Origin of the sequence: Polynucleobacter sp. es-GGE-1, from assembly GCF_018882005.1 — a bacterium.
GTDB lineage: Bacteria > Pseudomonadota > Gammaproteobacteria > Burkholderiales > Burkholderiaceae > Polynucleobacter.
On sequence record NZ_JACVPE010000009.1, the window covers coordinates 93,155 to 118,325 of the forward strand.

Sequence of the window (25,171 nt, forward strand, 5' to 3'; positions counted from 1 at the left end):
CATGCGCTGGATTGCTTACCTAGTCAAATGTCTCTTGGCTGGTTTCATAGCCATGCAGGTATATTTTGCCGTTCAGATCGGCCTATGGATTAGTGTAGATCCCAGCAGCACAGCCTTTCAGAGAGCAGAGCGCTGGCGCTTGTGTTCCTGGCATTGGATTTGTTCCGTACAATCAAAGTGGACGCCTTACGATAAGATTTCAAACAATCTCAAACGTGCGGTTTTGGTTAGCGAAGACGACATCTTTTTTCAACACAAAGGGGTTCGTGTTGAAGACATGCAAAAAGCATGGCAAAAAAATCAACAGCAAAATCAGCAAAAACCTCAGGCGGGGGCTAAATCTAAAACCGTGCTGCGTGGTGGGTCAACCATTACTCAGCAGCTTGCAAAAAATTTATTCTTATCTTCCGAGCAAAATTATTTTCGTAAAGGGCAAGAGCTCATCATTACCGGACTCTTAGAGCTTACACTGTCTAAGCAGAGATTGTTTGAGATCTACCTTAATTCAGTAGAGTGGGGTGAAGGCATTTTTGGTATTGGGGCTGCTTCTGAGCACTATTACGTAACTACGCCAGCAGGACTAGATCTAGATCAGGCTGCGGCTCTAGCTTCCGCTTTGCCAGCACCCAAGTGTTTTGATAAAGAGCAATATTGCCGCAAGGCCAGGATCCACTTTTCAACCAGACAAGAATTTATTTTGGAGAATATGGGGCGTGTCGCTTTAGCGCCGATAGCTCAGCCCAAGAGTTCGTCTAAGACTGCTAAGTAGCCGCCCTTAACGCATCACGCGTGGACTGTGCTACGTTTCGTGCAGCCTGCGCAAAATCATTTCCAGAGCTTGCATACAGAATAGCTCTTGAAGAATTAATGATCATGCCTGTTCCAGGTTTGCCTGGAATACTGCCCGCTTTAACGGTGGCTTCAATATCTCCACCTTGGGCTCCGATGCCGGGGATGAGTAAAGGCATCTCACCCACAATTGCTCGTACCTTTGCGATCTCTTCTGGGAAGGTTGCGCCCACGACAAGACCAATTTGACCCGAGCGATTCCATTGAGTGGCTGCAAGTTTGGCTACATGCAGATACAAAGGCTCCCCATTCGGGGAAACATTTAAGAACTGTAAATCTGAGCCACCTGGATTAGAAGTGCGACACAGGACAATGACACCTTTACCAGTATGTTTTAGATAGGGCTCAATCGTGTCAGAGCCCATATAGGGATTGACGGTGATGGCATCCGCACCATAGCGCTCAAAGGCCTCCAGAGCGTAGTGGTCTGCGGTACTGCCAATATCACCACGCTTGGAATCGAGGATGACAGGAATATGGGGGTATTTGTCTTTGAGGTGACGTACCAGTTTTTCTAGTTGGTCTTCAGCGCGTTGTGAGGCAAAGTAGGCAAACTGAGGCTTGAAGGCGCAGACCAAATCTGCAGTGGCATCAGCGATATCGCGACAGAACTCAAAGATCCCCGCAGGTTTCCCTTGCAGGGATGGGGGTAAGCGCTTGGGGTCTGGGTCAAAACCAACACACAGCATGCTGCCTTGGGAAGCCCATGCAGACTGGAGTTGCTGGTGAAAGGTATTTGAGCGAGGGTTCATTGGATTTAGCTTATTTTAGTGAAACAGTCATGATCTATAGGATAAACTAGCGCACATTCCTTAGGAGTTCACCATGATCAACTTGTTCGTCCTGCAAAATGGCCGCCTCTCTCAAGAGCAAGTGGAAGATCGCAATGAATTATTGCAATACGCTAATCCTATCTGGATTGACGTAGTTGATCCAGAGGAAGAAGAGCTCGTTTGGATTAAAGAGGCTTTTGGTGTGCTTTTGCCCGAGTTAGATGACTTGGGCGACCTAGAAGCCTCTGCTCGTTATTTTGAAGCGGATGACGGTCATCTCCATATCCGCACCGATTTTTTATTGGATGAAGAAGAGACTTCTCGCAACGTGCGTGTGGCGTTTGTGCTGACTAAGCAAGTGCTGTTCTCGATTCATGATGAAGATTTACCAGTATTTCGCTTAGTCCGTTTGCGTGCGCGTTTGCGCCCCGGCTCAGTCAGTAATGCAAAGGATGTCTTGCTCGATCTGTACTCCACGGATGCCGAGTATTCAGCCGATGCTTTAGAAGAGGTTTATGAAAACCTTGAGCAAGCAGGTAAGCGAGTGCTGTCTGATAGCATTAATGATGCCGATGCTGCAGAGGTTTTAGAGACGATTGCAAAGGAAGAAGATACCAACGGACGCATTCGTCGTAACGTGATGGATACCCGCAGAGCTCTGTCTTTCTTAATGCGTAGCAAGTTACTATCGGATGAGCAGCAAGAGGAAGCGCGCCAAATTTTGCGTGATATTGACTCACTTGAAAACCATACAGCATTCCTATTCGACAAGATCAACTTCTTGATGGATGCGACAGTCGGTTTTATTAATTTGAATCAATCCAAAATTATCAAGATCTTCTCGGTGGTCTCCGTCGCTTTAATGCCACCTACTTTGCTAGCGAGTATTTGGGGTATGAACTACAAGCACATGCCTGAATTGGATGCGACTTGGGGTTATCCAATGGCAATCGGTTTGATGATTATTTCAGCGATTATTCCGCTGGGCTACTTTCATAGCAAAGGCTGGATGAAGTAATTTAATTTTCGAGTAGCTTTGCCAATTCGCTCAGTACGTAATTGCAAGATTGTTCTCGAATCGCTTGGCGGTCTCCAGCAAAGTGCATCGTTTTTGTAAGCACTCTATTTTCACCAGCTTCATTTTGAATTGACCAGCCAAAGCATACTGTTCCCACAGGTTTGCCTGCTGAGCCACCGCTGGGACCTGCAATACCGGTAATTGAGATGGCGGCATTGACATCTGCATTCAGCTGAGCGCCTTTAGCCATCGCTTTAGCAACTTCCTCGCTCACTGCTCCAAAGCTTTGAATAAGCTCTGCTGGCACTCCCAAGGATTCTTCTTTGGCTTGGTTGCTGTAAGTGATGTAGCCCCGCTCAAACCATTCGCTTGAGCCCGCTAATTCAGTGAGAGTGGCGCAGACCAAGCCCCCAGTACAGGACTCTGCAACCGTCATTTTCCAATTTCTCGAGCGCAAAATTTCTGCTAAGGTTTGGACGGTATCGAGTGAATGCATATTTAAATCCAACCCATTTGAGTGCTGACTACTTGCAAGAGAGTAATCACCAAGAGTGTGAAGAAAGCTGCCGCAAGATCATCCACCATGATGCCAAACCCACGCCACAGGAGTTGCAGGAAGTGTGAAGGGGTATCGGTATTCTCGAGCGTTTTAAAGTGGCGATCAATCATGCCGATAGGACCCGGTTTAGTAGCATCGAAATATCTAAAGAGAGCGAACGCAAGGATCTGCATCCAAATGCTACTCGGTGTGATGAATAACAGCACCAACCAAAAAGCGATCATTTCATCCCAAACAATACCGCCAAAATCTTTCTTACCTAACTCTTCACTGACATGGCCACAGATCCAACAGCCCAACAAAATACCGCCACCAGTGATCCATAGAAAATGTTCTGTGGTGAGGAAATGCTCAGCAATCAAAAAGCTTGCCCAGGCCCAGAGAGTGCCTGCAGTGCCAGGCGCTACCGGGCTTAGACCGCTACCAAAGCCAAAGGCTAGAGTGCGACTTGGGCTCTGAAGCATCCACTTGAAACCAGGCTTCACAAAGGATGGATTCTGATCAGTCATTTTGCAAAGTGGTCAAAAGAGCGGAGTAGTGCAGCGCTATCCGCATCACTAAGTAACTTACCATCAGTTCCCTGGATGCGAATCTGGGTACTACTATTTTTCATGGACGTAATGCGGCCAATACATGTGAGGGGAAGTTTGAGTTCTTTGCTGATATTGAGAATCACATCACGTTTGCTACTAGGTGCAGTAAAGCAAAGTTCGTAATCATCGCCACCGCTGGCAGCAAATTGATTTTGTATTGCTTTACTTTGTTTTTGCAATGTTGCTGATGTGGGAAGTTGCTCCAAAATAATTTCTGCATCAAGCTGTGATTGTTTCAGGATGTGCTTTAGATCACCAAGCAAGCCATCCGATACATCTAAGGCGGCACTTGCCACTTCTCTTAGTGCCATACCAAGCCCAACTCTGGGTGTGGGTTGATGCATGCAATGGTCAATTGCTTTGAAGTCGCTTTCCGAGAGCGTGATTTCATGACGCAGTGCAGCAAGAGTGAGTCTTGCATCCCCAACAGTGCCTGAAACCCAAATCTCATCATCAATCTTTGCCCCTGATCTACGAATGGCTTTTCCAGTGGGAATGCTGCCAAATGCAGTAATCGAAATGGTGAGGGGGCCGGCAGTAGTGTCGCCACCGATGAGGGGGCAAGAAAATTGATTTGCGAACGCAAATAAGCCCTTAGAGAATGCTTCCAGCCATTTTGTATCAACCTCAGGCAAGGCAATGGCCAATGTAAACCCCAGTGGCTTAGCGCCCATTGCGGCAAGGTCAGAAAGATTGACTGCTAAGGCTTTGCCGCCTAATTTCTCAGGGTCAGCATCGGCAAAAAAATGCCTACCCGCAACCAACATATCGCTGGTAATAGCAATTTCTTCGCCTGGCAGGGGTTTGATGAGTGCGCAATCATCCCCAATGCCCAAACTGAGGGTCGTATTTGAACCGTTGGAGGCACTACCCGTTTTAAAAAAACGTTCAATGAGATCGAATTCGCCCATTGGGCCGGATTGAGAATGCATACCTCATTTTATGACCCTTGGCAGTGCAACGCGAGAGAGGAATAGAATTAAAGCCTTAATAAGCATTAGACAAAACGAGTTAGCGAGTTAGTTGATGAGCATAGAAAATAGTAAAGAGCAACAAATTGCAGCTTTAAGAGAAGCTGCCCTTCAGTACCACGAGTTTCCAGTTCCTGGGAAGATTGAGATTGCTCCAACTAAGCAACTGACTAATCAACGCGATTTAGCGCTTGCCTATACTCCTGGCGTCGCAGCCCCTTGCGAAGAAATTGTGAAGGACCCAGCCAATGCTTTTAAGTACACTGCCCGTGGAAATTTGGTTGGCGTGATTACAAACGGTACTGCTGTTTTAGGTTTGGGAAATATCGGACCATTGGCAAGTAAGCCAGTGATGGAAGGTAAAGCCGTTCTCTTTAAGAAATTTGCTGGCATTGATGTTTTCGATATCGAAGTCAATGAAAATGATCCAGAAAAATTAGTCGAAATTATTGCGGCACTTGAGCCTACTTTTGGTGGCATCAATTTAGAAGATATCAAAGCTCCAGATTGCTTTATTGTCGAGCGCAAGCTGCAAGCTCGTATGAAAATTCCAGTGTTTCATGATGATCAGCACGGCACTGCGATTGTAGTTGCAGCCGCAATTATCAATGGTTTGAAGGTGGTTGGAAAAGACGTTAGCAATGTGAAGTTAGTTACCTCTGGTGCTGGCGCAGCTGCATTGGCTTGCTTAGACCTGTTGGTAGATCTTGGCATTCCTCGTAAAAATATCTGGGTAACTGACCTTGCTGGGGTTGCCTATAAAGGCCGTAAAGAATTAATGGATCCTGAAAAGGAGCCTTTCTGCCAAGAGACTGATTTGCGTACTCTCGATCAAGTGATTGCTGGCGCAGATATTTTCTTAGGTCTATCTGCTGGTGGTGTATTAAAGCAAGACATGGTGAAGAAGATGGCCGACAAGCCATTGATTTACGCCTTAGCAAATCCAACCCCAGAAATCTTGCCTGAAGAAGTAAAAGCAGTTCGTCCCGATGCGGTTATGGCAACGGGCCGTACTGACTATCCAAATCAAGTCAATAACGTTTTGTGCTTCCCATTTATTTTCCGTGGCGCACTCGATGTTGGCGCTACTACCATTACTCGCGGTATGGAAGTAGCGGCCGTAAAAGCCGTTGCAGAGCTTGCCCAAGCTGAGCAAAGCGAAGTGGTGGCATCGGTTTACGGAATCGAGAACCTTTCTTTTGGTCCTGAGTATTTGATTCCAAAACCATTTGATCCGCGCTTGATTACCGTCATCGCTCCCGCTGTGGCTAAGGCTGCAATGGATGACGGCGTTGCTTTACGTCCGATTAAAGATTTTGATGCGTATCGCAATCAGCTACAACAATTTGTATATCACTCCGGTACGTTGATGAAACCGCTCTTTAGTATTGCGAAGAGAGTTCCAGCAAATCAAAAACGCATTGTCTTTGCCGAAGGTGAGGATGAGCGCGTATTGCGTGCCGTACAAATTATCATCGACGAGCACTTAGCTACCCCAATTCTGATTGGTCGCCCCGAGGTGATTGAGCATCGTATTGAGAAGTTCGGCCTGCGGATGAAGACGGGCGATGATTTTGAGATTGTGAATCCAGAGCGTGATTCACGCTTTCGTGACTTCTGGCAAACCTATCTTGGTTTGACTGAGCGTAAGGGAGTGACAGAGTCATTTGCTAAATTAGAAATGCGCCGCCGTCATACTTTAATTGGCTCCATGATGATTGCTAAGGGAATGGCTGACGGCATGATTTGTGGAACGATTGGTAATGCAGCTACTCATCTGAAGTATGTTGATGAAGTAGTTGGTCGTGAGCCAGGTGCAAACGTTTATGGTGCAATGTCTGGATTAATTCTTCCAGGTCGCCAAGTGTTCTTGGTAGATACGCATATCAATCTAGATCCAACTGCCGAAGAATTGGCAGAATTGACTTTGATGGCCGCTAGCGAAATGCGTAAGTTAGGTTTAATTCCTAAAGTGGCATTACTCTCACACTCAAACTTTGGATCTAGTAATGCGCCATCTGCAATCAAAATGCGCGAAGTCTTGGCTTTAATTCAAAAGGCAGATCCCACCTTAGAGGTTGATGGTGAGATGCATGGGGATAGCGCTTTAGATGAAACCATTCGCGCTGGCACAGTCACTTCATCGCCATTAAAAGGCGATGCCAACTTATTAGTTCTGCCAAATATTGACGCCGCCAACATTTCTTACAACTTGTTAAAAACAGCTGCAGGTAATGGCATTGCTATCGGTCCTCTGTTGCTGGGGGTTGCTAAACCAATTCATATTTTGACGCCAGCAGCGACGGTTCGTAGGATTGTGAATGTGACTACTTTGGCCGTGGTTGAGGCTGCCAGTAACGCAAGAGGAATCTCCTAAGGGCTCATAATTTATGTAAGTTAGTAATTACTTACATAAATTAATCCTATATTAATCAATAACTTATATAAAAAGCACTGTATTTGGGCTTGATTTGATGACGTGTTAAGGGTAACCTACTACCCATCATGAATAATCGCTCTGAAAATACCAATCTAGCAAGCTTCGAAGAACATAGCCGCGCTGAAAGTTGGGATAGCAATGATCGACTCGAGACCGAATCGTCTGCTGCCAATATTTATGCCCAAGGCGGTTTATCTCGTTTACAAACCTATGCAGCAAATCAAGTTTCGGGGAAAAAAGTGACAGCTTCTTGGCGTGCCGCTTTGGCCGTTCGTGATGCCGGACCGCCGGCCATGTTGCGCAGTGTGCGCACTAATATCGTGCAATCTATTCGTGCTTTCCGTACACCAGATTTACAGGAAGCCGCTACAGAGCTCGGTCAACATTTCATTTATGCCAATTGCGTCAATGCAATGACTAAGGGTGAGGTTCTTGAAGCAATCGCCATTGCTTACACCTTTACCAAGCAACAAGCAAAAAACTTTGATCCTTTATTGGATGCGTTGACCACAACTACAGATAAGGCTGGTCAACAGCCCGGATTTGTAGTGGTGCTCGAAGGTTTACCTTGTACTCAAAAGTTTGATAAAGAAGCACGCGAGACTCTGTTAGATGTCTTCCGCGATGCCGTAGATTATTGGGCTGAGCGTCGCACACCATATCGGGTTTTCTACTCTTTTGCTTAATCGCTAAAAGACCGCAAACCAATGAATCGCCTCTATTTGAGGCGATTTTGCATTTCAGGATTCCAAATGCTGTGTACCGCTGTAATGGCTACAAGGCCTGCGGTTTCAGTGCGCAATACGCGCTCTCCTAAAGAAACAATTTGGTACCCCGCGGCTTGAGCTTGCGCTTCCTCTTCTGGTGAGTGACCACCCTCTGGTCCGATCATGAGAACAATATCTTGAGGTGTATTTTCTATTAAGACGGAGTACATGCTTTTGCTGGCATCGGGACTCAGTAGAAGTTTGAGTGCAGGCTTTGAACTTGCTTTGAGGTAAGTTGCAAAATTTTGGATAGGCTCAATGTGCGCCAATACTGTTCTATCGCATTGCTCGCAAGCAGCTTGAATAATCCCATTCCAATGGGTTAAACGCTTTTGGGCGCGATCCTGGTCACTTGAGCGGGTCAGTTTGAGAATGGAGCGTTCACACTGTAATGGCACGATGATTTGGGCACCTGTTTCTATGGCTTTTTCAACAATCCAATCCATTTTGTCACCGCCTGCCAAGCCTTGGGCCAAAGTAATTGCATATGGGGCCTCACGGTGGGTATCAGTGCGGATATCGCTCAGTTGGGCTAAACCGCTTTTTCCACTTAAGGAAAGGAGCTCTGCCTTAGCGATTTGCCCTTTTCCATCAAATATGGGAAACGACTCGCCAACCTGAACGCGCCGAACCCGTAAATGGTGGCAAACCTCAGAGGTGAGGAGGGTGGGCTTTTGGGATTCCCATGGTCCGGGAAGATAAAATTGAGGCATTACTGAAATATAGCCAATTTATTTTCCTCGAGACCACTTTTACGATGTCAAACCTTCAAATTCGTATGGCGAATGCCATTCGCGCCTTATCCATGGATGCAGTTCAACAGGCAAACTCAGGGCACCCTGGTATGCCGATGGGAATGGCAGATATTGCTGTTGGATTATGGAATGAACATTTAAAACACAATCCGACTGATCCCCACTGGATCGATCGCGATCGTTTTGTTTTATCTAATGGTCATGGATCGATGTTGTTGTATTCACTGTTGCATCTCTCTGGATATGACTTACCCATTGAAGAGTTAAAAAATTTCCGTCAATTGCATAGTAAAACCCCAGGACATCCTGAGTATGGAATTACAGCCGGGGTAGAAACCACTACAGGTCCATTGGGTCAAGGTATTTCAAATGCGGTTGGCATGGCGCTTGCTGAAAAGTTGCTGGCTGAAGAATTTAATCGTCCTGGTCACAACATCATCGATCACTACACCTATGTATTTTTAGGTGACGGTTGCTTGATGGAAGGTATCAGCCATGAAGTTTGTTCATTGGCTGGCACATTAAAGCTAAACAAGTTGATAGCACTTTGGGATGATAACGGTATCTCGATTGACGGTAAGGTGGTTTCTTGGTTCAACGAAGATACGCCAAAGCGTTTCGAAGCTTATGGCTGGAATGTCATGCGTGATATCGATGGTCATGATGCGGAAGCAGTTTCGAAGGCGATTGCTCAGGCTAAAAAGAGTGCTAAGCCAACCCTGATCTGCTGCAAGACAGCGATCGGCAAGGGTTCTCCTAATATGGCTGGTAGCGATAAAGTGCATGGTTCGCCACTAGGCGCTGCTGAAATCGCTGAGACTCGCGTGGCCTTGAATTGGCCCTATCCACCATTTGAAATTCCAAAAGATATTTATGCTGCTTGGGATTTTAAAAAGCGTGGCCAAACTGCTGAACACGAATGGAATAAAGAATTCCAAAAATACAAAATCCAATTTCCAGAACTTGCTTCTGAATTACAGCGCCGTATGCAAGGTGATTTATCAAAAGACTTTTCAGCCACACTCAATGCGTATTTAAAAACTTGCCAATCTAAAGCAGAAACGATTGCTACTCGTAAAGCGAGTCAAAATGCGATTGAAGCTTTAGCACCCGTTTTACCAGAATTCATGGGCGGTTCCGCAGACTTAACCGGTTCAAACTTAACTAATTGGTCGGCATGCAAACCTGTACGCGGCGATCAATGGGGTAATCACATTAACTATGGTGTGCGTGAGTTTGGTATGAGCGCCATCATGAACGGGATTGTCTTGCATGGTGGTTATATTCCATTCGGAGGCACCTTTTTAACCTTCTCCGATTACAGTCGTAATGCTATTCGTATGGCTGCTTTGATGAAGTTACGTAGCATCTTTGTTTTCACCCATGACTCAATTGGTCTAGGAGAAGATGGCCCAACCCATCAATCTGTGGAGCACGTTGCTAGCCTACGTCTGATTCCTAACCTGATGGTTTGGCGTCCTTGTGACACTACCGAGAGCGCTGTTGCTTGGGGCGCGGCGGTTGAACGTCAGAATGGTCCGAGCGCTTTGATCTTTAGTCGTCAAAACTGCCCATTTGTTGCTCGTAACAGCCAGCAGATTAAAGACATTGCACGTGGTGGCTATGTATTGCGTGATCCTCAATCAGGAAAGATCGATGCAGTCATTATTGCTACTGGTTCTGAAATTGCACTTGCATTGCAAACAGCCGAACGTTTAGAAAAAGAGAGCGCTGGAAAAATCGGTATTCGCGTGGTTTCGATGCCTTCGACCACGGTATTTGATCAGCAAGATGCCACCTATAAATCTAAAGTATTGCCGGCCAATACCCCACGCATCGCTGTTGAGGCAGGTGTAACGGATTTCTGGTGGAAGTATGGTTGCGCAGCCGTGCATGGTGTCGATACCTTTGGTGAGTCAGCACCCGCCGCTCAGCTGTATGAATATTTTGGTTTAACGGTCGATCAAATTGCAAAGACTGTTAAGCAATGCATCTCGAAAAAATCAAATAAATAAAAGTTAGCGCAATAAATTTAATATTAGCAAGGGGAAATAAATGACAATTCGTGTCGCAATTAATGGTTACGGGCGTATTGGCCGTATGGTACTCCGCGCCTTGTATGAAGATCAGGTAAACGGCAAGCCACGTCGTGATATCAAGATCGTTGCGATTAATGCGATGGGTGATATTGCAATCAACGCCCACCTCACTCAATATGACTCTGCCCACGGCCGTTTTCCTGCCGAGGTATCTGTAGATGGCGATTGCATGGTAGTTAATGGTGATCGTATCAAGATGTTCTGTACACGCAATCCTGCTGAAACCCCATGGGGTGAGTTGGGCGTAGATTTAGTTTTAGAGTGCACTGGTAAGTTCACCTCTAAAGAAAAGGCGATGATTCATATTCAACAGGGTGCTAAGAAAGTATTGATTTCTGCGCCTGGCGAAAAAGATGTCGATGCCACCATTGTGTACGGTGTGAACCAAAATGTATTAAAGCCAAGTGACGTGGTTGTTTCTAATGCAAGTTGTACTACCAACTGTTTGGCGCCATTAGTTAAGCCATTGTTAGAAAAAATTGGTATTGAGTCTGGCTTGATGACAACGATTCATGCATTTACGAATGATCAGGTGTTGACCGATGTGTATCACAAGGATATGCGTCGTGCGCGCTCTGCTGTGAGCAGCATGATTCCAACGAAGACTGGTGCAGCAAAAGCAGTCGGCTTAGTTTTGCCCGCTTTAGCCGGTCGCTTTGATGGTTTTGCGATGCGTGTGCCAGTGATCAATGTCTCAGTGGTTGACCTCACGTTTGCCGCTAGCCGTGCAACGAGCGTAGATGAAGTAAATTCTATTTTGAAGGCTGCTAGCGAGGGCGAGCTCAAAGGCATCTTGGGCTTTAATACCTTGCCTTTGGTTTCCATCGACTTTAACCATGATCCACGCCCAAGTATTTATGACGCCTCTCAAACCCGTGTTTCTGCTGATGGCAAGCTAGTCAAAGTTTTGGCTTGGTACGACAACGAATGGGGTTATTCAGTACAAATGCTCAATGCGGCCGAAGCATTAATGGCTGTAAAGTGATTAAAAGTCATTAAATGTAGCTAAAAGAGCTTAAAAAACAAAAAAAGACCTAAAATTGAGGTCTTTTTTCATATCCGCAGCCCTGAGAATCAACTCAAAACCTCAGAAAAGTGTTTATTTTTGCTTATTTCGGCAGTTTTTCTTCTGGCAATGCCCGTACATTGCTAAAGAGTGTTCTTGAAGCTTAAAACCGAGGTTCTTGGCAATATCCCGTTGCCGCTTTTCAATGGCCTCATCCACAAACTCTTCTACATGCCCGCAGTCTAGGCAAACCAAGTGGTCATGGTGGTTACCTTCATTAAGTTCGTAGATGGCCCTGCTATCACCCTTACTAGACTCAAAATGGCTGCGGAGCAAAAGCCCTGCCTGCTCAAACTGGGTAAGCACTCGATATACCGTGGCTAAACCGATTTCCTGATCTTCTTTAGTGAGGGCCATAAAGATGTCCTCAGCACTGAAGTGGGTGCCGCCATTTTGATGAAAAAAATCGAGAATTTTCATGCGTGGACCAGTGGCTTTGAGGCCAATATCACGCAAATTTTCAGGAGTAGGGTTTTGGTTCGTATTCATGGCTTTGGGAGCTAAAATCAATGTCTTAATGATACGGCCAGCCATGCAAAATTGCCTTGAACTTTTTAGTCGTTTTTTTTACCCGTTTCTGAAGAGGTATTTTGCCTCTTCAAGAGGGGGTGTATTGGCTCTTGCCTTGTTTGGCTTGCTAGGTATTGCGGGGTGTACTACCGCGGTAGATGAAACCCAGCGCGCCTGGATGAACAAAATCTTCAGACCTTATGTTCCCGACATTGTTCAGGGTAACTTTATCTCCAGCGAGCAATATGCCAAATTGCAGTTGGGTATGACGCGTGAGCAGGTACGTCAAATTTTAGGCACTCCATTGTTAGCAAGTTACTTCCATGCCAATCGCTGGGATTATGTTTTTGAATTTAAACGCTCAGGTCAGCGTGTTGGCAAAGAGCGGCATGTCACCGTATTTTTTGATGGCGATAAAGTGGTGAAGTTTGAAGGTGATGCTTTGCCAACAGATGTGGAGTTGGTGGCTGAGATTGATAACTACGCTAAGACGAAACGTTCGTTTTGGGATGTAATGACGGGTTCAAATAAGCCGCCAGTAACGCCGCCTTTACAACAACCAGAATTATTGGTGCCAAGTCCAACCGATAACTTACCTAAGGGGGCTGCTATACCTCCAGTCCCTGCTGCAAGTGCAGGCTCTTTCTGGGACTATTTTACTTTTTCAAAGTCGTCAGATGGCAAAGTATCCCAGCCAGAAACTTTAGGCCCTGGCGCGATGAATACTCCGCCAGCGGCTGAGAAAAAGCAGTAGAAATGATTGATACATTGATGCCAGATAAATAATCCTGGACGTCTCTAGAAACTTTTAATAAGAAGCGAAGAAACACATGATGAAGATTGCAATTGCTGGAGCAACCGGTCGTATGGGCAAGATGTTGATTGAGACTGTTCTTAATACATCTGATGTGCAACTTGTAGGTGCTCTTGAGCATTCAGCTTGCCCTCAATTGGGAGAAGATGCGGGCGCTTTCCTGGGTAAAAAGACGGGTGTGCTCATTTCTGCTGATGTGTCTAAGGTATTAGCGAATGCTGATTTTCTGATTGATTTCACAAGGCCAGACGGCACTATGGCGCACTTGGCTGTGGCAGAAAAAACGGGCACCAAGATGATTATTGGTACAACGGGATTGAGTGCGGATCAAATTGCAAATCTTAAAAAAGCTTCTGCAAAGTTAGCTATTGTGTTTGCGCCCAATATGAGTGTTGGTGTGAATGCCACATTCAAGTTACTGGAGATCGCAGCCAAGATGCTCAATCAAGGTTACGACATTGAAATCATCGAAGCCCATCATCGTCACAAAGTAGATGCGCCCTCCGGCACTGCTTTGAAGATGGGTGAGGTTATTGCAGATGCACTTGGTGAAAAGCTAGATGATCTGGCTGTGTATGCACGCGAAGGCCATACTGGCGAGCGCAAAGAGGGGTCAATTGGCTTTGCAACGATTCGTGGTGGCGATATTGTGGGAGACCATACAGTGCTGTTCGCTGGCGATGGCGAACGTATTGAGATTAGCCACAAGTCTTCAAGCCGTCAGTCTTATGCCCAAGGATCTTTGCGGGCCGCGCGTTTCTTGCAGAACCAAACTTCAGGTCTTTATGACATGCAAGACGTGCTTGGCTTACGCAAATAACCATATTAATAAAAAACCAAAAAATAAGACAGAAAAGAGTTGTTTTGAATGAGTAAGGATTACGACTACCGCAGCATTGAAGCAGCAGCACAAGCTGATTGGGAAAGTGCGCAAGTTTACCAAGTAACAGAAAATACTCTCGGTATAGACGGCAAGAAGAAGCCGAAGTATTACGCTTGTTCCATGTTGCCTTATCCTTCTGGCAAGTTACATATGGGTCATGTGCGCAACTACACCATTAATGATGTGATGGCACGTCAACTCCGCATGCAAGGCTACAACGTTTTGATGCCAATGGGCTGGGATGCTTTTGGTATGCCTGCAGAAAATGCGGCCATTCAGAATAAAGTGCCGCCAGCTAAATGGACCTACGACAACATTGCCTATATGAAAAAGCAAATGGCGGCGATGGGCTTAGCAATTGATTGGTCTCGTGAGGTTGCCACTTGCAGTCCTGATTATTACCGCTGGAATCAATGGCTCTTTTTGAAGATGCTGGAAAAAGGGATTGCGTATCGTAAGACTCAAGTAGTCAACTGGGATCCGATCGATCAAACTGTTCTAGCAAACGAGCAAGTGATTGATGGTCGTGGTTGGCGTTCAGGCGCCTTAGTTGAAAAGCGCGAGATTCCAGGCTACTACTTCAATATCACTGCTTACGCAGAGCAATTGCTTGCTGGCTTAGATGGTTTGGGTTGGCCTGAGCGTGTCAAAACGATGCAGCAGAATTGGATTGGTAAAAGTCGTGGCGTGCGCTTTGCTTTTAAGCATGAGGTCGCAGATGATCATGGCAACTTTATTCAGGATGGCTTGCTATACGTGTTTACTACCCGGGCTGACACCATTATGGGCGTTACTTTCTGCGCCGTGGCAGCTGAGCATCCGTTAGCCACTAAAGCTGCCGCTAATAATCCTGCCTTAGCCGCATTTATTGAGAAGTGCAAAACCGGTAGCGTGATTGAAGCTGACCTAGCTACTCAAGAAAAAGAGGGTATGTTTACCGGTTTATATGTCACGCATCCATTGACGAATGAGCCAGTGCCTGTTTGGGTAGGTAACTATGTCTTGATGTCTTATGGTGATGGCGCCGTGATGGGTGTCCCAGCACATGATGAGCGTGATTTTGCTTTTGCCCTCAAATATGACTTGCCAATCAAACAAGTGATCGCCCTCAAAGGGGAATCACCCATGTTTAATGCAACGCGTTGGGAAGATTGGTATGCCCAAAAAGAAGATGTGATTTGCTTTAACAGCGACAAATATGACGGACTCTCACATGAAGAAGCAGTCAGTGCCGTTGCCAAAGATTTAGAGAAGATGGGTATTGGAGAGATCAAGACTACCTATCGATTGCGTGATTGGGGTATTTCACGTCAGCGTTATTGGGGCACCCCCATTCCGATTATTCATTGTGGCGATGAGAGTCACCCTGGTTGTGGTGCAGTACCTGTTCCAGAGGCTGATTTGCCAGTGGTTTTGCCAGAAGATTGTGTGCCTGATGGCAGTGGTAATCCTTTAAATAAGCGTGCAGACTTTTTGAATGTGAAATGTCCCAAGTGTGGCAAGCCTGCAAGACGTGAGACTGACACGATGGATACCTTTGTGGATTCGTCTTGGTATTTCATGCGCTATACCGGTCCTGACGCGAAGATGATGGTAGATGGGCGTAATGAATACTGGATGCCAATGGATCAATATATTGGCGGCATCGAGCATGCGATCCTACATTTACTGTATGCGCGCTTTTGGACCAAGGTCATGCGTGATCTGAACTTGATCACTTTTGATGAGCCTTTCCAGAATCTGTTGACGCAAGGCATGGTGCTCAATGAGACCTATTACTCAGAAGAGGCTTCTGGTAAAAAGACTTGGCTTAATCCCTTGGACGTAGAGTTAGATCTCGATGAAAAAGGTCGTCCTCAAGGCGCGAAGCTAAAGGGCGATACCTCAGGCACACCGGTCATGATTGGTGGCGTTGAGAAGATGTCTAAGAGCAAGAACAATGGCGTTGATCCGCAGGCTTTGATTGATCAATACGGTGCAGATACTGCACGCTTGTTTGTGATGTTTGCGGCACCACCAGAGCAACAGTTGGAGTGGTCGGGTGCTGGGGTTGAGGGCGCTTCCCGTTTCTTACGACGTGTTTGGATGTATTCAAGTAGTCAAGCTAATGGGATTCGTGATGCGCAGGACGCTTTACCGAGTAACCTGAACGATGCTGAGAAAGAATTGCGTCGCGAAGTCCATTCGATTTTGAAGCAGGCAAATTTTGACTACCAGCGTCGCCAGTACAACACAGTGGTGTCTGCTGCCATGAAAATGCTTAATGTACTTGAACCCATTAAATTGGATCAAGGAGCTACTATTAGTGCACCGGTTTTACGGGAGTGCCTTAGCATCTTATTGCGAGTGCTTTACCCAGTGGTGCCACATTTAACGCATGTTCTCTGGAAAGATATGGCTTATGCCGAGACCTTTGGCCCTCTTTTGGATGCCCCATGGCCTGCTGTAGATGAATCTGCCCTAGTTCAAAGTGAGATTATTTTGATGCTCCAAATTAATGGTAAGTTGCGAGGTGATATCAGGGTGCCAGCAGAGGCTACCAAAGAGCAAATTGAATCTTTGGCTTTACAAACTGATCCAGCGGTTAAAGCGCTGAACGGCGGAGCTCCTAAAAAGGTGATCGTCGTGCCTGGCCGTTTAGTAAATATCGTTGCATAACTGTATAGAGGCTAATGAGAGAAACTAAGGATATGAGCACAAATCGACTGCGACGTGCAATGCTTGGATTAATCGTTAGTGCGCCAATCAGTGGCTTGCTGGCTTGTGGCTATCGCTTACGCGGCATGGTGGACTTACCATTTCAGGCAATTGCCATTACTGGCAATCCATCGCCACCCTTACGTGCTGATATTCAAACCTCTATTTTGACGGGTACAGACGTCAAGGTTGCGATTAATCCAAAAGATGCCGACTTAATTTTAGAGATTACGAACGACATTAGTGGTCGCGAGATATTGGCTTACAACTCTGCTGGTCAAGTTTCTGCATATCGCTTAAATATTCGAGTGGGCTTTAGAGCTTACGATCTTGCTGGTGCAGAGATTATTCCTGATAGCGAAATCTATATGACGCGTGATATGGACTTCTCAAATACGACTGTGTTGGCGACCGATGTTCAGCAGCAACAATTCTTATCCTTAATGCGTAAAGACTTGGCAGTGCAGATCTTGCGCCGTGTTTCTGCGGCTGCAAAAGCCCCACGCAGTAGAACTTTCTAAGGGTATGTAAAGCTCGCATGGTTAAAGTTGACGCCTTGCAAGTGCACCTTAAATCCTTAGGTTCAGGGGGTGCGATGCTCCCTCTCTATATTTTTAGTGGCGACGAACCACTTCTGATGATGGAAGCAATGGATCAATTACGTCTAGCCGCTAAGAAACTGAGCTTTACCGAGCGTGAGGTGATGCTGCAGGAGCGAGGGTTTGATTGGAGTGCGCTCATGAGCGCCGGTCAAACGATGTCTTTGTTTGGAGATAAGCGTTGGGTGGAGCTACGCATTCCTACTGGTAAGCCGGGGCGTGATGGTGCTGATGCTTTAAAACAATTTGCAGCGCAAATAGAGTCACAGCCAAATTCTCCAGATGGCCTGGACACAGTGGTATGCATTGTCCTGCCTAGATTAGATGGCAAGACGAAGACTTCGGCTTGGTTTAGCGCTTTAGATGATGCTGGGATGGCTATTCAGATTGACTCTTTAGATCGCAGTCACTTGCCAAGATGGATTGCAGGTCGACTGAAGATGCAAAATCAAGAAGTGGAGAGTGGTACTGAAGGTCAACGTGCTCTGGAGTTTATTGCCGACCAGGTTGAGGGTAACCTCATTGCCGCTCACCAAGAGATTCTGAAGCTAGGACTCCTTTATCCCACAGGCGTCTTAACTGAAGAGCAAATTCGGTCTGCCATTCTAAAAGTAGCTCGCTATAACGTTTTTGAGTTAACTGAGGCAATGCTTGCGGGTGATTTACCGAGACTAAACCGCATGTTAGATGGTCTAAAAGGCGAGGGCGAGCCCTTAGTATTGATTCTGTGGAGCGTGACCGAAGAGCTTAGGCTACTATCTAAATTGAAGGTAGCTAGTGATGCTGGAGAGTCTGTGCAACAGCTGATGCGGGCAAATCGGATCTGGGGTAACAAAGAGCGTTTATACCCAGCTGCGCTCAGAAGAGTGCAGCCGCTGAAATTACGCAGGGCAATGCAGGTTGCTGCAGGCCTAGATCGTCAGGTTAAAGGTCTTTCTGCAGCTGAATTGCCTGCAGACCCTTGGGATGGCCTACGTTTGGTTGGAAACTTATTACGGTAATTTAAAGAACAAAGTCAATGAGTAAAGAGATTCAAGAAATGATGCAGGACATTGGAAAGCGAGCACGCAGTGCGTCGCGTGCCATGGCTCGTGCATCGAGTGAGCAGAAGAACCAAGCTTTATTACATATCGCAAAGTTAGTTCGTCAAAAGACAAGTGAAATTCAAAAAGTAAATCAGATTGATGTTGAGCGTTCTCAGAAAAATGGTCAAGATACTGCTTTTATCGATCGCTTAACAATGACTCCTAGGACCATCGAGACAATGGCTTTAGGGTTAGAGCAAATTGTTTCCTTAGAAGACCCAATCGGAAAAATGACTGCCTTGAAAAAGCAGGCCTCTGGTATCGAGCTTGCTCAGATGCGCGTACCACTTGGTGTCATTGGCATCATTTATGAGTCACGTCCAAATGTGACGATTGACGCGGCAGCACTGTGTTTAAAGTCTGGCAATGCAGTGATATTGCGTGGAGGATCTGAGGCAATTGATTCCAACACCGTGTTGGCCCAAATCATTCAAGAAGGTCTTGCTGCTGCGGGCCTGCCTAAAGATGCTGTCCAAGTGGTTACGACCACGGATCGTAGCGCTGTCGGTGAAATGATCACGATGACCCAATATATTGATGTCATTGTTCCTCGTGGCGGCAAGAGTCTGATTGCTCGGCTGATGGCAGAAGCACGTGTTCCAATGATTAAGCACTTGGATGGTATTTGTCATATCTATATTGATGCTGAGGCTGATCTCGCGATGGCAGTCAAAGTTTGCGATAACGCCAAGACGCAGCGCTATGCACCTTGCAATGCGATGGAGACACTTTTAGTAAATAAGGCTATTGCCCCCAAGGTCTTGCCTGAGCTTTGCAAAATTTATCAAGATAAAGGTGTTGAGTTGCGCGTGGATACTTTGACGCGCTCAACTCTAGAGGCTAGTGGCTTTAAAAACTTAGTGGATGCTAGAGAAGAAGATTGGCACACAGAGTATCTCGCTCCTATTTTGTCGATTAAGACCGTGGCCGATATCGATGAGGCCATGAATCATATCGAACACTATGGCAGTAAGCATACTGATGCGATCATCACGAATAACAAGGCGCAAGCCGATCGTTTTTTGCGTGAAGTCGATAGTGCTAGTGTGATGGTGAATACTAGCACCCGTTTTGCCGATGGTTTTGAGTATGGCTTAGGCGCTGAAATTGGTATTTCGAATGACAAGCTCCATGCCCGCGGCCCTGTTGGTCTAGATGGTTTGACCTCTCTTAAATATGTCGTCATGGGTCATGGCGAAATTCGTACTTAACTTCATCGCATCCAATACACCATGACGAATGCTTACCTCTGGATAAAAACCTTACACATTGTGCTGATTACTTCATGGTTCGCAGGCTTGTTTTATCTTCCGAGAATTTATGTGAACCTGGCCGATGAGAAAAATCCCGAGACTTATGCGCGTCTCTTGGGAATGGCTAATCGTCTCTTTCGCTTTATGACTGTATTGGCAGTTCCAGCGGTATTACTAGGCTTAACACTTTGGCTTGTTTTTGAAGTTGGTGCTGGCGATATATGGATGCACGCTAAATTATTTTTTGTAATCATGGTGATTGGTTATCACCATGTCTGCCTTAGCTTATTAAAGAAGTTTCGTGCTGGTCTAAATACCAAGTCTGGCGTGTGGTATCGCTGGTTTAATGAAGTCCCAGTCATCTTGCTATTAGTAATTGTGGCTTTAGTCATTTTTAAACCATAAGCTCAAAAACTATTCTAAATTTCTTTTTCTACTCTTTTTTCTATTTAAGACTGTTAGCCCCATGAGATTTTTTGTTGTTTGCCCAGGCGGTTTAGAAGTACCGCTTGCACAGGAGCTTTCAGCAATTGCCCAGCGCCCAGATTCCAAAGCATTGGGTGCATGGGTGATTGATCCAACCCCGACCAGCCCTACCGGCGGAATTGGTCTTGCGGGTCCACTTTCTGCGGCAATGGCATTGAATCTTCATTCCAGAATTGCTAGCCGAGTTTTACTGCAGATGGCGCAAGCGCCCTATCGACAAGAAGATGACTTGTATAAGTTAGCCAGTGGTTTGGCTTGGGAAGATTGGTTCACCAGTAAGCAAACTTTACGGGTAGATGTAACAGCGCATCGTTCGCCATTAAAAAGTTTAAATTTTGCGACGCTCAAAATTAAAGATGCGATTGTGGACCGCTTACGCGATGTCACAGGTGACCGACCAAGTATTGATACGGCCTTTCCAGATATTCGAGTGCAGGCACATTTAACGGCAACTCAAGTCACCATTTACTTGGATACCTCGGGTGAGGCGCTTTTTAAACGAGGTTGGAGAGATGAAAAGGGCGATGCTCCCTTAAAAGAAAATCTGGCCGCAGGGATCTTGTCTATTACAGGCTGGAAGCCTGGGCAGACTTTATTTGATCCGATGTGCGGCAGTGGCACCTTCTTGATTGAGGCAGCACAAATAGCCTTGGCCATTCCTCCAGGTGGGATTCGTGCGGGGATGTATGGTGATGATGCTAAGCCAAGTAGGCTTGCGTATCGCCCATTAGTGAGCTCAGCACATGGTTTTGGTTTTCAGAGGTTAAAGCCGTTTAACGAAGCAGCTGAACAACAGCGTTGGCTTACTCTAAAAGACTCATCTCTAAACGAGATATTAGAGAGGCGTAAGCAACACCCTCATGCTGAATCTCTTGGCATTAGTGGTAGCGATATTAATGAGAAGTTAGTTTCTATGTTCCGTGGAAATTGGCAAAGAGCTCAATTACCTGATCAACCAGTAGTGCGTCAGATTGATGCGATGGCTAGTAAGCCACCAACCAATGCCAAAGAGTGCGTCATGCTATTGAACCCTCCTTATGGAGAACGTTTGGTAATCAAAGGGGGCAGAGGTCAGGAAAGAGATGGGCACGATGCTAGTTATGAAACTGCAGAACCTGAAAATCGTTTTGAACTCAATCTAGAAACGGGGCGTCAAAGTGCTAAACGCTCAAGCCGTGAGTCTCTCAAGAAACTTCAGGCTCAGGAGGAGCAAGACCCCAAGTTTGTGGAGTTCTTGCGTCAGTTTGGGCAACACCTCAAAGATGCATTTAGTGGCTGGAATGTCTTTGTATTGACGGCGGATATGGCTTTGCCTGGGCAGCTGCGCATTAAAGAGTCTAAACGAACACCTTTATTTAATGGTCCTCTAGAATGTCGTTTATTTAAGTTTGAGATGCATGCAAAGCGTCCAGCGACTAAAAATGTAGACGATGATTTAGAAGATTGATGCGCTTTAAAATAGAAGCTATTCCTCTAAATGCGTGATTACTGCGGAGACTAGGTAAATGGAATTTAAAACGTATATGTGCCTGATTTGTGGATGGGTCTATGACGAGGCTGCTGGTTTGCCTGATGAGGGTATTGTGCCAGGAACACTCTGGAAAGATGTACCAATGAATTGGACTTGTCCAGAGTGTGGAGCGCGCAAAGACGATTTTGAAATGATGGCAATTTAATTGGCTGATAACAGCTAAAAATAGATAAAAGCGATTGAGATAAACATGAGTCAAAATGACGTTTTATTTGAACGGGCACAGAAGACAATTCCAGGTGGAGTGAACTCGCCAGTGCGGGCATTTCGTCAAGTTGGGGGTACTCCACGTTTTGTAACCAAAGCCAAAGGCCCCTATTTTTGGGATGCTGACAATAAGCGTTATATCGATTTAATTATGTCCTGGGGTCCCATGATTGTCGGTCATGCGAATCCAGAAGTGGTTGAGGCTATTCAAAAAGCTGCTGAAACGAGTTTTAGTTACGGCGCCCCTACCGAAGGTGAGATTGAGCTAGCAGAGCGTATTTGTACTGTGATGCCTAGCGTTGAGCAAGTGCGTATGGTCTCTAGCGGTACAGAAGCAACGATGAGCGCCTTACGTCTCGCTCGTGGCTACACAGGTCGTGATCTCATCATTAAGTTTGAAGGTTGCTACCACGGACATGCGGATAGCTTATTAGTGAAGGCTGGCTCAGGCCTGTTGACTTTTGCAGACTCAACCCAGAATGCGCCATCTTCTGGTGGTGTACCTCAAGATTTAGTCAAACATACATTGGTTTTGCCATACAACGATGTTGAGGCCATCGAAGCAGTATTTAAAAAGCAGGGCGATCAAATTGCTGCAGTCATCATCGAGCCGATTGCTGGCAATATGAATTTGATTCAGCCTTCAAAAGCATTTTTGACTGCGATTCGGAATCTCACGAGCAAGCATGGTAGCGTTTTAATTTATGACGAAGTCATGACCGGCTTTAGAGTGGCTCTTGGAGGTGCTCAGTCACTACAAGGTATTGTTCCCGACTTAACTTGTCTTGGAAAAGTCATGGGTGGTGGTATGCCAATGGCAGCCTTTGGCGGCAAAAAAGAAATCATGTCTAAGTTAGCCCCTTTGGGAAGTGTGTACCAGGCTGGCACTTTGTCTGGTAATCCAGTTGCTGTGGCCGCTGGCTTAAAGACTCTGGAGATTATTTCGAGAGAAGGTTTCTATGAGTGTCTGACTGGTCAAACTCAAAAACTCATGGCTGGTTTAAAGCATGCTGCAGATAAAGCGAATATTCCATTTGCGGTCGATAGCGTTGGTGGTATGTTCGGTTTCTATTTTACCAACGCCGTTCCAAGCTCTTATGAGGCTGTCACGAAAACTGATATTGAAGCTTTTAAGAAGTTTTTTCACTTGATGTTAGATGAAGGTGTTTATCTAGCGCCATCAGCATACGAGGCAGGCTTTACATCGATTGCACATGATAATGAAGTGCTGAATGCCATTATTGCTGCGGCTGAGAAATCATTTCAGAATTTAGGTAGTTAACTTTATGAATCGCTAGCCCCTCATGACACCGCACAAATACATTCCATCGATTGATGGTTTGAGGGCGCTGGCGGTTTTGGCAGTCATTCTTTTCCACGGTTTTCCTCAGGTATTTCCAGGAGGGTTTATAGGAGTTGACGTTTTTTTTGTCATCTCTGGGTATCTCATTACTCAAATCATTGTTACTCAGGCAACATCTAACCAATTTTCTTTTGTTGAATTTTATTCACGACGTATCAGAAGAATATTCCCCACTTTAATTTTGGTTTTTATTGTTGTTTATGGGCTGGGATGGTTCGTCATGTTGCCTAGTGAATTCATGCAACTGGGCAAGCATATTCTGGCGGGCGCTAGTTTTGTTTCTAATTGGGTTTATTGGCTTGAGGCAGGATATTTTGATGAATTAGCTGAACTGAAGCCTTTATTAAACCTTTGGTCTTTGGGGGTAGAGGAGCAATTTTATATTTTTTGGCCCTGCATTATTTTGCTTCTGATGAGAATGAAATTCAGTTTGCGAAATATGCTAATTGGACTCATTGTCTTATCATTTTTAGTAAATATTTTATTTGTGCGGCCCTATCCATCGGCCACATTTTATTTGCCATTTGCCCGTACTTGGGAGTTGGGTTTGGGCGGCCTGATTGCTATCTATTACTCAAGCACACGAGTTAAAAGATTCAATAATCTCATCGCCATGCTAGGTCTAGCCGGAATACTGGCGCCAATCTTTTATTTATCCCCGCAATCTGTTTTTCCGGGGTGGTTAGTTCTTCCACCTGTTTTAGGTACTGCTTTACTCTTGGCAGTCGCCCAAAGCGATATATTGCCTATGAAGTTTTTTTCAACAAGTTGGGTGGTTGCATTAGGCCTCATTAGTTACCCTTTGTATTTGTGGCATTGGCCTGTTTTGAGTTTTGGCCGCTTAATGAAGGGAGCATCTTTATCCGCTATCGAGACTATTTTTTTATTATTCATCAGTTTGATTTTGGCACACATCAGTTATATGCTAATCGAAAAGAGAATTCGATATCTAGGTAAAAAAATAGTCATCGCCCTTTGTTTGCTGATGGTGGGTATTGGATTTCAGGGCTGGAACACCTATCACCGAGAAGGTTTGGAACATCGCCTTACAAAAAATATTCAAATCCCAATTGATCAAAAGCAAGATTTTGTGAAGTGGGAAAGAAAGGGGATGCTGCCTACTGGCAATTGTGAGCCTGGTTTTATATATCCAGAGGCGCATGTATGTGCTCAAAGTAATGGATCCCAAGATGCCGATATTATCGTTATCGGAGATAGTCATGCATTTAGCGCCTATTGGGGCATAGCCAAAGCCTATGGTGATCAGCATGTGGTTAGGTTAGTCGGACAGGGGGCCTGCCTTCCATTCTTGGATGCTGGTGAGTTTGGCCAATATCCTAGTTGCAAAGAAAATATTAATAAGCAGATTGACTGGATTGCTCACAATCCTTCGGTTAAGACAGTATTTATTTTTCATAGAAATCGCGATATCACAAGCACTACTATTCGTGAAAGTTTTGAACTGTCGGTCAACGAAACCTTCAATAAGTTGCAACAGGCAAAAAAGCGCGTGATTTATTCGTATGTATTACCAGAGTTAAATTTTGAGCCCCGTCTTTGTGTTGGGGAATTACCGCTCGGTAGAAAAAATCCACTTGATAGCTGTGCCTACCCTCTAGATAGAGAGTTGGATAAGCAATCTGGATATCGGTCAAGCATGAAAAATGTTTTGATGAAGCACCCAGATGTGCGAGCTTATGACCCTGCTATTTTTTTATGCCCCAATGGCATTTGTAATGCTGTAATAGATGGCAAGGTTATGTTTACTGATTCTAATCACTTATCAGAATCTGGATCAAATATGCAGGGCGCCGCAATTAAAAAACAGTATCCGCTTAATTAATTTAGTGTAT

At 45.5% G+C, this 25,171-nt stretch carries 23 protein-coding genes; 17 read left to right on the forward strand and 6 right to left on the reverse strand.

Annotated elements, in window-relative coordinates; genetic code table 11:
* Nucleotide 1 precedes the first annotated feature (1 nt).
* Entirely contained in the window at nucleotides 2–769 is a 768-nt protein-coding gene (gene mtgA, locus ICN35_RS08205) for a monofunctional biosynthetic peptidoglycan transglycosylase (protein WP_216126373.1), read from the forward strand.
* On the opposite strand, the gene pyrF is transcribed toward mtgA, so the two are convergent.
* On the reverse strand, nucleotides 762–1,601 hold the full coding sequence (gene pyrF, locus ICN35_RS08210; protein WP_216126376.1) for an orotidine-5'-phosphate decarboxylase: 840 nt from the start codon (nucleotides 1,599–1,601) through the stop codon (nucleotides 762–764). The two genes, mtgA and pyrF, sit on opposite strands and share 8 nt — an antisense overlap.
* 73 nt (nucleotides 1,602–1,674) lie before the next feature.
* Here pyrF and corA point away from each other — a divergent pair, with 73 nt between their 5' ends.
* Nucleotides 1,675–2,640: a magnesium/cobalt transporter CorA gene (gene corA, locus ICN35_RS08215; protein WP_215296244.1), complete on the forward strand. Its 966-nt coding sequence runs from the start codon at nucleotides 1,675–1,677 to the stop codon at nucleotides 2,638–2,640.
* Between the two features lies 1 nt (nucleotide 2,641).
* Here corA and ICN35_RS08220 read toward each other — a convergent pair whose 3' ends face one another.
* The 3 genes from ICN35_RS08220 to thiL are packed head-to-tail and all read right to left on the reverse strand — an operon-like array spanning nucleotide 2,642 to nucleotide 4,724.
* A complete protein-coding gene (locus ICN35_RS08220; protein ID WP_216126377.1) occupies nucleotides 2,642–3,136 on the reverse strand; it encodes a CinA family protein in 495 nt (164 codons plus the stop codon).
* 2 nt (nucleotides 3,137–3,138) lie between these two features.
* On the reverse strand, nucleotides 3,139–3,708 hold the full coding sequence (locus tag ICN35_RS08225) for a phosphatidylglycerophosphatase A (RefSeq protein WP_216126379.1): 570 nt from the start codon (nucleotides 3,706–3,708) through the stop codon (nucleotides 3,139–3,141).
* Entirely contained in the window at nucleotides 3,705–4,724 is a 1,020-nt protein-coding gene (gene thiL / locus ICN35_RS08230; RefSeq protein ID WP_216126381.1) for a thiamine-phosphate kinase, read from the reverse strand. Before thiL ends, ICN35_RS08225 begins: the two co-directional genes overlap by 4 nt.
* A gap of 94 nt (nucleotides 4,725–4,818) precedes the next feature.
* On the opposite strand from thiL, the gene ICN35_RS08235 reads away from it, so the two are divergent.
* The gene (locus ICN35_RS08235) at nucleotides 4,819–7,140 is read left to right on the forward strand and encodes an NADP-dependent malic enzyme (RefSeq protein WP_215296248.1); all 2,322 of its coding nucleotides are present in this window, start codon (nucleotides 4,819–4,821) and stop codon (nucleotides 7,138–7,140) included.
* Between the two features lie 128 nt (nucleotides 7,141–7,268).
* Nucleotides 7,269–7,889 (forward strand): barstar family protein, encoded by a 621-nt coding sequence (locus tag ICN35_RS08240; protein ID WP_216126383.1) that lies wholly within the window; start codon nucleotides 7,269–7,271, stop codon nucleotides 7,887–7,889.
* A gap of 32 nt (nucleotides 7,890–7,921) precedes the next feature.
* Here ICN35_RS08240 and ICN35_RS08245 read toward each other — a convergent pair whose 3' ends face one another.
* Nucleotides 7,922–8,683 (reverse strand): 16S rRNA (uracil(1498)-N(3))-methyltransferase, encoded by a 762-nt coding sequence (locus tag ICN35_RS08245; RefSeq protein ID WP_216126385.1) that lies wholly within the window; start codon nucleotides 8,681–8,683, stop codon nucleotides 7,922–7,924.
* 44 nt (nucleotides 8,684–8,727) lie between these two features.
* On the opposite strand from ICN35_RS08245, the gene tkt reads away from it, so the two are divergent.
* Nucleotides 8,728–10,740: a transketolase gene (gene tkt, locus ICN35_RS08250; RefSeq protein WP_216126387.1), complete on the forward strand. Its 2,013-nt coding sequence runs from the start codon at nucleotides 8,728–8,730 to the stop codon at nucleotides 10,738–10,740.
* 40 nt (nucleotides 10,741–10,780) lie between these two features.
* Nucleotides 10,781–11,809 carry a type I glyceraldehyde-3-phosphate dehydrogenase gene (gene gap, locus ICN35_RS08255; RefSeq protein WP_215296251.1) on the forward strand — a complete coding sequence of 343 codons (1,029 nt, stop codon included), beginning with the start codon at nucleotides 10,781–10,783 and terminating at the stop codon, nucleotides 11,807–11,809.
* Between the two features lie 114 nt (nucleotides 11,810–11,923).
* Here gap and fur read toward each other — a convergent pair whose 3' ends face one another.
* Nucleotides 11,924–12,379, reverse strand: coding sequence for a ferric iron uptake transcriptional regulator (gene fur, locus ICN35_RS08260; protein ID WP_215297255.1), 456 nt, complete (start codon nucleotides 12,377–12,379; stop codon nucleotides 11,924–11,926).
* Nucleotides 12,380–12,503: 124 nt separating this feature from the next.
* On the opposite strand from fur, the gene ICN35_RS08265 reads away from it, so the two are divergent.
* The 11 genes from ICN35_RS08265 to ICN35_RS08315 all read left to right on the forward strand — a co-directional run bounded on the left by ICN35_RS08265 (nucleotide 12,504) and on the right by ICN35_RS08315 (nucleotide 25,161).
* Nucleotides 12,504–13,154 carry an outer membrane protein assembly factor BamE gene (locus tag ICN35_RS08265; protein ID WP_370625673.1) on the forward strand — a complete coding sequence of 217 codons (651 nt, stop codon included), beginning with the start codon at nucleotides 12,504–12,506 and terminating at the stop codon, nucleotides 13,152–13,154.
* A gap of 79 nt (nucleotides 13,155–13,233) precedes the next feature.
* Nucleotides 13,234–14,034, forward strand: coding sequence for a 4-hydroxy-tetrahydrodipicolinate reductase (gene dapB, locus ICN35_RS08270; RefSeq protein ID WP_216126748.1), 801 nt, complete (start codon nucleotides 13,234–13,236; stop codon nucleotides 14,032–14,034).
* A 48-nt stretch (nucleotides 14,035–14,082) separates the two neighbouring features.
* On the forward strand, nucleotides 14,083–16,755 hold the full coding sequence (gene leuS / locus ICN35_RS08275; RefSeq protein WP_216126391.1) for a leucine--tRNA ligase: 2,673 nt from the start codon (nucleotides 14,083–14,085) through the stop codon (nucleotides 16,753–16,755).
* A gap of 32 nt (nucleotides 16,756–16,787) precedes the next feature.
* Nucleotides 16,788–17,315 carry an LPS assembly lipoprotein LptE gene (gene lptE / locus ICN35_RS08280; RefSeq protein ID WP_216126393.1) on the forward strand — a complete coding sequence of 176 codons (528 nt, stop codon included), beginning with the start codon at nucleotides 16,788–16,790 and terminating at the stop codon, nucleotides 17,313–17,315.
* 17 nt (nucleotides 17,316–17,332) lie between these two features.
* Complete coding sequence (gene holA, locus ICN35_RS08285; RefSeq protein WP_216126395.1) at nucleotides 17,333–18,394, forward strand: DNA polymerase III subunit delta; 1,062 nt, start codon at nucleotides 17,333–17,335, stop codon at nucleotides 18,392–18,394.
* Between the two features lie 17 nt (nucleotides 18,395–18,411).
* The gene (locus ICN35_RS08290) at nucleotides 18,412–19,689 is read left to right on the forward strand and encodes a glutamate-5-semialdehyde dehydrogenase (RefSeq protein ID WP_216126397.1); all 1,278 of its coding nucleotides are present in this window, start codon (nucleotides 18,412–18,414) and stop codon (nucleotides 19,687–19,689) included.
* Between the two features lie 21 nt (nucleotides 19,690–19,710).
* Nucleotides 19,711–20,136, forward strand: coding sequence for a CopD family protein (locus ICN35_RS08295; protein WP_216126399.1), 426 nt, complete (start codon nucleotides 19,711–19,713; stop codon nucleotides 20,134–20,136).
* 61 nt (nucleotides 20,137–20,197) lie between these two features.
* Complete coding sequence (locus ICN35_RS08300; RefSeq protein ID WP_216126416.1) at nucleotides 20,198–21,664, forward strand: class I SAM-dependent RNA methyltransferase; 1,467 nt, start codon at nucleotides 20,198–20,200, stop codon at nucleotides 21,662–21,664.
* Nucleotides 21,665–21,722: 58 nt separating this feature from the next.
* On the forward strand, nucleotides 21,723–21,893 hold the full coding sequence (locus ICN35_RS08305; protein ID WP_216126430.1) for a rubredoxin: 171 nt from the start codon (nucleotides 21,723–21,725) through the stop codon (nucleotides 21,891–21,893).
* Between the two features lie 45 nt (nucleotides 21,894–21,938).
* The gene (gene hemL, locus ICN35_RS08310) at nucleotides 21,939–23,237 is read left to right on the forward strand and encodes a glutamate-1-semialdehyde 2,1-aminomutase (RefSeq protein ID WP_216126433.1); all 1,299 of its coding nucleotides are present in this window, start codon (nucleotides 21,939–21,941) and stop codon (nucleotides 23,235–23,237) included.
* A 22-nt stretch (nucleotides 23,238–23,259) separates the two neighbouring features.
* A complete protein-coding gene (locus ICN35_RS08315) occupies nucleotides 23,260–25,161 on the forward strand; it encodes an acyltransferase family protein (protein WP_216126436.1) in 1,902 nt (633 codons plus the stop codon).
* The last annotated feature ends 10 nt before the right edge of the window (nucleotides 25,162–25,171 follow it).

Coding starts and splice junctions, on each gene's coding strand:
- mtgA (WP_216126373.1), top strand. CDS start 2: ATGCGCTGGATTGCTTACCTAGTCAAATGTCTCTTGGCTGGTTTCATA.
- pyrF (WP_216126376.1), bottom strand. CDS start 1,601: ATGAACCCTCGCTCAAATACCTTTCACCAGCAACTCCAGTCTGCATGG.
- corA (WP_215296244.1), top strand. CDS start 1,675: ATGATCAACTTGTTCGTCCTGCAAAATGGCCGCCTCTCTCAAGAGCAA.
- ICN35_RS08220 (WP_216126377.1), bottom strand. CDS start 3,136: ATGCATTCACTCGATACCGTCCAAACCTTAGCAGAAATTTTGCGCTCG.
- ICN35_RS08225 (WP_216126379.1), bottom strand. CDS start 3,708: ATGACTGATCAGAATCCATCCTTTGTGAAGCCTGGTTTCAAGTGGATG.
- thiL (WP_216126381.1), bottom strand. CDS start 4,724: ATGCATTCTCAATCCGGCCCAATGGGCGAATTCGATCTCATTGAACGT.
- ICN35_RS08235 (WP_215296248.1), top strand. CDS start 4,819: ATGAGCATAGAAAATAGTAAAGAGCAACAAATTGCAGCTTTAAGAGAA.
- ICN35_RS08240 (WP_216126383.1), top strand. CDS start 7,269: ATGAATAATCGCTCTGAAAATACCAATCTAGCAAGCTTCGAAGAACAT.
- ICN35_RS08245 (WP_216126385.1), bottom strand. CDS start 8,683: ATGCCTCAATTTTATCTTCCCGGACCATGGGAATCCCAAAAGCCCACC.
- tkt (WP_216126387.1), top strand. CDS start 8,728: ATGTCAAACCTTCAAATTCGTATGGCGAATGCCATTCGCGCCTTATCC.
- gap (WP_215296251.1), top strand. CDS start 10,781: ATGACAATTCGTGTCGCAATTAATGGTTACGGGCGTATTGGCCGTATG.
- fur (WP_215297255.1), bottom strand. CDS start 12,379: ATGAATACGAACCAAAACCCTACTCCTGAAAATTTGCGTGATATTGGC.
- dapB (WP_216126748.1), top strand. CDS start 13,234: ATGAAGATTGCAATTGCTGGAGCAACCGGTCGTATGGGCAAGATGTTG.
- leuS (WP_216126391.1), top strand. CDS start 14,083: ATGAGTAAGGATTACGACTACCGCAGCATTGAAGCAGCAGCACAAGCT.
- lptE (WP_216126393.1), top strand. CDS start 16,788: ATGAGCACAAATCGACTGCGACGTGCAATGCTTGGATTAATCGTTAGT.
- holA (WP_216126395.1), top strand. CDS start 17,333: ATGGTTAAAGTTGACGCCTTGCAAGTGCACCTTAAATCCTTAGGTTCA.
- ICN35_RS08290 (WP_216126397.1), top strand. CDS start 18,412: ATGAGTAAAGAGATTCAAGAAATGATGCAGGACATTGGAAAGCGAGCA.
- ICN35_RS08295 (WP_216126399.1), top strand. CDS start 19,711: ATGACGAATGCTTACCTCTGGATAAAAACCTTACACATTGTGCTGATT.
- ICN35_RS08300 (WP_216126416.1), top strand. CDS start 20,198: ATGAGATTTTTTGTTGTTTGCCCAGGCGGTTTAGAAGTACCGCTTGCA.
- ICN35_RS08305 (WP_216126430.1), top strand. CDS start 21,723: ATGGAATTTAAAACGTATATGTGCCTGATTTGTGGATGGGTCTATGAC.
- hemL (WP_216126433.1), top strand. CDS start 21,939: ATGAGTCAAAATGACGTTTTATTTGAACGGGCACAGAAGACAATTCCA.
- ICN35_RS08315 (WP_216126436.1), top strand. CDS start 23,260: ATGACACCGCACAAATACATTCCATCGATTGATGGTTTGAGGGCGCTG.